The following is a 6,186-nucleotide window of genomic DNA, read 5'->3' as shown; positions in this document are numbered from 1 at the left end:
CTCTACCTTGCGCATCACTCCATAAGCACCGAGATAAGGCACTTTAGGAAGGCTATGAAATGTCATAGCCTCAGATTGAAGTACCACTGATGGGATCTTGCCTGAGGTTGAGTGGACAACGGAGTTGATAGAAGTGGTATAGGCGGCACATGCAGCTTCAAGTTCAGCGATGTTCCTGTAGTTTTGAACGAGGTTGGTGTCTTTTGGGCAGATATCTTCTTTTGCCACCCTAACTGCAGCTTCTACTCCACCTTTTGATGCTGGATCATAGACAACGCAAGTTTGGATACTAAAGCCATACGCACTAGCGAAGGAGACCATCTTGGGGTTAATGACAGCCACCCCTGCGATATGCTTCACCGCAGCAGTCTTAGCGTTGTCGGTGAGTACATAAGCCGGAATACCCCCTATGTACCTAAAGCAGTAATCTAAGGCCATAATCACATTGGGCAGTGACTGATCCGGGATCCATTTAACGATCCTCACCTTAGAGAAAGGGAGATAGAAGTGAAAGAGTGTGGTCTTTTTCCCATCGATCACAGGACCATGAAGAAAAGTCATACTGTGCCCATTTCCCCATCTCGGCAATCCAAGGCCAAAAGATTCTTTGCGTAGATTTCCTCCAGGCGACCTTGGCTGTAGCTACAGCTCTTCTAGTGCTTCGAATTGAACCGTTATAACCTAGCGCCACCAGCCTGACATGGATCGCCTTAGCCCGGACCTTAGCCTTAGACTTGTCAACGGCTTCCTCAATTACGCCAGCGTACTTATCGGTGGCCTTAGGACGCCTCTCATATTGACCCTGTCGTATCAGTTGTCCGGCATTTCTTGCTTGAACATACTTCTTTACGGTATTAGGAGAACAGCCAACGAACTGCGCTGCTCCGTTATACGATCCAAAAAGATCGTAAGCCTCAATAATTTCCATGGATTCTTTGCTATCCTTCACTTTGGGCCCTTTCTTGGCATTAGGAGTGGTATAAATCCATAATGCCCCAAGATAAGGGCCTTCATTCTTCTTTTTTCTCAAAAAGTGATAGCCAGACCGCCTTTGCGTGCCCACTCTCGGGTCCAGGGGACCCGAGAGTGGGCCGTCACGCTAGGCGGTCATCCTGTATGCAATTTTAGTGGCTATATTCATTCATGCCAAATGGCCATATTCATGCATTTTCAAATGGCCGTTGACAGGCTTCGATGAAAGATAGTCCCGGAGGTAACGCTAGTTTGACGGTGAAAAGATTTACATTGAAAAAGTGGAGCTCGAGATGCTGCATTTCTTGAAATGATTTGGCCTTACTAAAGTAAAGTGATCGAAGTCACACTTTGGACATCTAAATCCCTCATAGCATAAGCAATTTGATCAAATGATCTTCACATGCTCCCTCTGAAGCGAAGCGTACCATAAAGCCTGAGATATCCACCAAGACAGCTTTATCGAACATCTGTTCTACTAAGGATTAGCTCCAATCTGGTCTCGGTGAAGGCGAAACTTACGAAACTTGATAAGTATGAAATAAAAAGCAAACCTTCAGAAGCAAAAATCCTGGTAGAAAGTGATAAATGCTATTCAAATTGAAAATCGATGCCATATTCAAAAGACGTATCCACTCCCCCATCTCTTGAGCTGGCTAGTGGAAGATAGCATAATTATTGGAGATTGAGCGCACGCGAAAGAGCCTCCGTGAATATCTTCTTTCGGCGCGATTGAGATGATGAATCAAATTCGCAAAGCCACGTTAACAACTTTGGCTCAGGAGTCAACCCCTGAGCCAAAAAAATAGATCTAACACACCAATTACCCAAAGGCCGAGGCCACTGCTATCGTTGCGCAGTTCGCGCGGTGCCTACATTTCATAGGGTTGCAAACCTAGAGGCACTCTAGATCAAGGTCCAGTTGCTTAGAACTTGGCACAACCGCATAAAAAAAGCGCAATAAACTCCTATACAAAAAATGAGGAGTTAATTCGACCTGATAGCAATCATCCGATGAAAGAAGACTCTCTGGTCGACTATCTGGCTCGGAGGGCCTCGATCAATGCAGGAAGAACCTTATGAACGTCGCCAACGATTCCCAGATCGGAGATAGAAAAGATTGGAGCCTCTTGGTCCTTATTGACCGCGATTATATTCTTCGCACCCTTCATTCCAACCATGTGCTGTGTTGCACCAGAGATACCACAGGCTATGTAGACAGTTGGCTTAACCGTCTTTCCGGTCTGACCAACCTGATAGGAATATGGCACCCATCCGGCATCTACAATCGCCCTAGATGCACCAGGGGCACCGTTGAGCAAAGAGGCGAGCTCTTCAACCATCGTATAGCTCTCTGCTTTGCCAAGTCCTCTGCCGCCTGAGACAACGATCGCCGCCTCGTCCAACTTGGGACCAGTTCTCTCTTCAACGTAGCTTTCCAGTAATTTGGCGCGACCCGCGGCACCGATATCACCAGCCTCTCGAGTGATCAAAGTCGGAGTCTTTGGATTCTGCTCAGCCACAAAGGACTTTGCTCTGATCACAAAAATACCTGGCACCTCAGAGGTGAAACGAGCGGAAACGATCTCTGATCCACCAAAGATTGCATGCTCTGAGAGCAAGTCACTGCCCTCGAGAAGAAGGTTCACAACATTAGTCAGAACTGGCGCATCGATCTTGGCAGAAAGTCGACCTGCTGCATCTCTTCCCTCATATGAAGCAGCAAAAAAGATCGCCGATGGAGCTGCTCCACCTTGAATCTCCGAGGCCATAACCGCACCGACTGTAGTTCCGGCAAGACGATTTCCGGTATCAGAGATTCCCACCACCGAATCAGCACCATATTTTGACGCCATGTCTACGAATTCGCTGCTAGGAACAGACCATGTATAGGCTACAACTTCACCAGCTAGCTTTGCTGCTGTGCTTATTAGTTCTAGCGATGCCGCCGATATGGTTGATCCAGCTGGCTCAGCCAAAACCCAGATCTTTGCTAGTGTCATTTTCAAACTCTTTCGTATCAATTCAACCTTCGAGCAACTCCCCAAAGGCAATTAAGTTAGCTAACTGATATAATTCCGTGCGCACAAAGATGCGACTTGAGGCGGTTTATTTATTAATTCAATGCCGATTGGCGCACGAACCTAGATGACTTTAAGGCTCTCGAGGTACTCGATAATCTTGGCAAAGCCATCGCCCTCGTCCACTACCACCGTACCGGCGCCTCTAGATTCAGCCGGGCGAATCGAAGTTATAGTCTCACGGGCACCGCTTGCTCCCACGCTATCGGGAGAAAATGCTAGATCATCGATCGACAGCTTCTCAACTGGCTTAGATTTGGCGGCCATTATGCCTTTAAAGTTCGGATACCGTGGCTCAACCACCCCAGCAGTTACAGTAACTAAAGCTGGTGTTGGAACCTCAATCTCATCGAAGCCAGCCTCGGTCTGTCGAGCTACTATCAAGGATTCGCCTTTAACCTCGATCCCCTTGGCAAAGGTTACGCTAGGTAGATCCAGAAGCTCAGCAATTTGAACAGGAGTAGTTCCGGTATAGCCGTCACTCGATTCAGTCGCCGCTAAAACGAGGTCGAAAGACTCTCGACCAATCGCCTTAGCCAGTACTTTGGCTGTAGAAAGAGCATCGGAACCGGCCAGACGCGGGTCACTGATAAGGACCGCACGATGAGCCCCCATGGCTAGGGCATTTCTAAGACCCGATACCTCTTCTCCAGGGGCCATCGAAAATAATACGACCTCTCCAGCGCCGGCTTTGTCGACAAGCTGAAGGGCCATCTCCACTCCATAGGAGTCTGATTCATCCATTATCAACTTGGTATCACGTGCCAGGTTGTAATTAGCGTCCATCTTTGCGGGCGCAGCTGGATCTGGAATCTGTTTTACACAGACAGCAATTTTCATATCTCTATAATCCCTTTAATCCTCTAGTAATTGCAAATGTGCTAGGCAGCGCCTGATAGCACAGCGACAGCTGCCTCAACCTTATTTGTAATAATCCCGTCGATCCCTAACTTAGCGAGCGTAGAGATACGCTCATTTAGGTCAACAGTCCAAGCTATCACACCCAAACCGAGTTCGTGGGCGTCTTTCAAAACCTGCCCATCCAAGGAAGAATGATGTGGCAAAATATAGTTCGCCCCCATCTCAGTAGCCGCGTGACAGAGTGCGACGGTATCTGAACCAATGGATGTCAGCAGCCCAATTGCAAAATCAGGCGCTAAATTGGAAAATACCTCAAGGGCTCGAATCGAAAAGCTAGAGACCATCAAACGCGACGAACCGCCGTAATTCGATAACTCCTTGGCCAAAAGACGAGAAGTTAGCTCCGATGGGACCCAACCTACTTCCTTGGGGTCGCTTTTGATTTCAATATCCACAAACTGTCCATTTAGAATCTCGAGTGCATCGCTTAGACGAAGCAACCCGCCACCCATCGCTTTGGAGATCTCTTCAAAACTATGCTCGGCAACCGCTCCATAGCCTCGAATAACGGGGTCATGTATAACGGCCAATACGCCATCCGAAGTGGCACGCACATCTAGTTCTGCCCCATCTCCACCCTCTGGAGCTATTGACTCGAAAGCTTCCCTGGAGTTGTCAACTCTTCCAAAAGAAGCTCCCCTGTGACCAAGAATCATTGGTCTTTTCTGGTTAGTCACTTTTTCCTTCCTAAACGACGTACTTCAAAGGCTAATCCGATCAGGAACCGGAACCCTGACCCGAATATGGGCACCCTGTTGGGAACCGTAAGATATCTCTCCACAAAGCTGCGACGTCACCAAGCTATCCACTATCGAAAGGCCAAGCGACGTTATCTCCTTGGGGTTAAAACCCTCTTTAAAACCGACACCACTATCGCTTATCTCAATAACTAAAGATGCTAGCCGCCTTGAAAAAGTCAACTTTATATGGCCTGAACGCTCGCCGGCGCTTTCATCCCTTGACGAAAAGGCATGTTCGATGGAATTTTGGATCAACTCGGTCAAAATAAGAGCTAGCGGCGTTGCAACCGTAGCATCCAATTCGCCTGGGCTACCTGAAATAGTTATCTCCAAATGAAGATCTGGTGGAACTGACTCATGGGCTAAATCAACGATTGCCGAGATCACCTCCCCGAAATCGACAACATCCCCGACGTCACGGGACAAGATCTCATGGACGACAGCTATGGAGCGAATTCTCCTCTCAGCCTCTCGAAGGGCCTCTTTGCCATCTTCAGAGGTAAGTCGGCGAATCTGCAACCTAAGCAGGGAGGAAATAGTCTGGAGGTTGTTCTTTACACGATGGTGAACCTCTCGAATCGTGGCATCCTTAGATAAGAGCAACCTATCACGTCTTCGCAGTTCACTAACATCCCGCAGAAGAACTAAGGAGCCAGAATATTCACCTAGATTCAAAAGAGGAAGCGCCTGAAACATTACAGTCGTGACTGGCTTTTTCTCAATCTCTTCAACGACCGGCTCAAGATTTAGCCTCGCTCTAGCGATAACCCCAAGGTCCAACCCCAGAGAGGCAAAGGTATCTCCTACTCGCGCCACATGACTGCCAAGTCGATGCAGGGCCGAGGCTCCATTGGGCGACATGAAGGTAATTACATCATCCTCATCTACAACCATGGCACCATCGCCAACTCTCGGCGCCTCAGCTAGATCATCCGAGCTAAAAGGAAACTCACCTCGGGTAATCATATTTGCAAAGCGCTCAAACAGAGAGACATAGATCCGTTCAAGCTCACCACGAACAAGTTTTGCATTGAGTTCGTATTCACGAACCATTGCTGCCACAACGACGCCGTCATGTCTTACTGGAATACAAAAGGAGACCCGGTGCTCATCGCTATGAGGGACCCGGCTCTCTTTAAAAGCAATATGGCCAGAAGAAAGACACTGAGTAATTCCCGGAGCAGATGAGGCTGTAATTACACTTGAGACCAGGTCCTTTGGGTAAAGCGTTCGCGAGGTGGCAGGTCGAACTTGAGCGACCACCATATAGTTGAGCTCGCTCGAAGGCTGGGCTGGGTTACTCAGATCAAAGTAGGTCGGAACATAGAGAATTAAGTCCGAAAAACACAAGTCAGCCAAAAGGCCCCAAGCTGAGGTCAACTTTTGAAGATGAGCAACAACTTCCGGCGCAATTCCTGCTCGGTGCGCTAAGCCTGCGAGAGTTGTCACTACTTATTTTCCCCGCTAGTAAC

At 48.3% G+C, this 6,186-nt stretch carries 5 protein-coding genes and 2 pseudogenes; all 7 read right to left on the bottom strand.

Annotation, left to right across the window (positions count from 1 at the left end; all coding sequences use genetic code 11):
- Positions 1-561, bottom strand: a pseudogene (locus AXFE_RS17010) (DDE-type integrase/transposase/recombinase); the annotation flags it as partial.
- Entirely contained in the window at positions 488-949 is a 462-nt protein-coding gene (locus AXFE_RS17005) for a hypothetical protein (protein ID WP_152626190.1), read from the bottom strand. The gene AXFE_RS17005 and the pseudogene AXFE_RS17010, both read right to left, overlap by 74 nt.
- A gap of 239 nt (positions 950-1,188) precedes the next feature.
- A pseudogene (locus AXFE_RS19640) lies at positions 1,189-1,421 on the bottom strand (IS1595-like element ISAxf1 family transposase); the annotation flags it as partial.
- A gap of 588 nt (positions 1,422-2,009) precedes the next feature.
- Complete coding sequence (locus AXFE_RS17000; RefSeq protein ID WP_052607105.1) at positions 2,010-2,975, bottom strand: electron transfer flavoprotein subunit alpha/FixB family protein; 966 nt, start codon at positions 2,973-2,975, stop codon at positions 2,010-2,012.
- 141 nt (positions 2,976-3,116) lie between these two features.
- Entirely contained in the window at positions 3,117-3,893 is a 777-nt protein-coding gene (locus AXFE_RS16995; RefSeq protein WP_052607104.1) for an electron transfer flavoprotein subunit beta/FixA family protein, read from the bottom strand.
- A gap of 41 nt (positions 3,894-3,934) precedes the next feature.
- The gene (locus tag AXFE_RS16990) at positions 3,935-4,651 is read right to left on the bottom strand and encodes a glycerophosphodiester phosphodiesterase (protein WP_152626189.1); all 717 of its coding nucleotides are present in this window, start codon (positions 4,649-4,651) and stop codon (positions 3,935-3,937) included.
- 24 nt (positions 4,652-4,675) lie between these two features.
- On the bottom strand, positions 4,676-6,163 hold the full coding sequence (locus AXFE_RS16985; protein WP_052607102.1) for a sensor histidine kinase: 1,488 nt from the start codon (positions 6,161-6,163) through the stop codon (positions 4,676-4,678).
- Between the last annotated feature and the right edge of the window lie 23 nt (positions 6,164-6,186).

It is taken from the genome of Acidithrix ferrooxidans, assembly GCF_000949295.1.
Lineage (GTDB): Bacteria > Actinomycetota > Acidimicrobiia > Acidimicrobiales > Acidimicrobiaceae > Acidithrix > Acidithrix ferrooxidans.
The sequence above is the reverse complement of the archived record's forward strand: the minus strand, read 5'-3'. Positions and strand labels throughout refer to the sequence as shown.